This is a genomic window from Leifsonia sp. SIMBA_070, from assembly GCF_046534635.1.
GTDB lineage: Bacteria > Actinomycetota > Actinomycetes > Actinomycetales > Microbacteriaceae > Leifsonia.
This window is the reverse complement of sequence record NZ_JAWRYK010000912.1, coordinates 1-237: the sequence shown is the minus strand read 5'-3', so window position 1 is coordinate 237 and position 237 is coordinate 1. Positions and strand designations below refer to the sequence as shown.

Below are 237 nucleotides of genomic sequence, written 5' to 3'. Positions count from 1 at the left end.
GATCACCGAAAACGCCAGCGAGGGTGTGGACGGCGAACGATTCTGTTTCGTGCCCGGACTCGGTCTGTGGCGGGGGTCGATGAGCGCCAACGGCGACGTGATCGTCGGTGAACTGCAGTTGCGCGCGCTGATGGCATCGCATGCCGACGGGATGGAACTCGCCGGTGCGCTCGATGCCGCACTGGGCACGGCCTGGGACGAGGCGTTGGAACCCTTCCGCATGGGTGGCGCTGGCGC

At 67.1% G+C, this 237-nt stretch carries 1 protein-coding gene; it reads left to right on the top strand.

Annotated features, from left to right (window positions below):
• Nucleotide 1 precedes the first annotated feature (1 nt).
• Nucleotides 2-237 (top strand): DUF3145 family protein (locus SB754_RS22850; protein ID WP_410784547.1); only part of this gene is annotated, 236 nt, incomplete at its 3' end.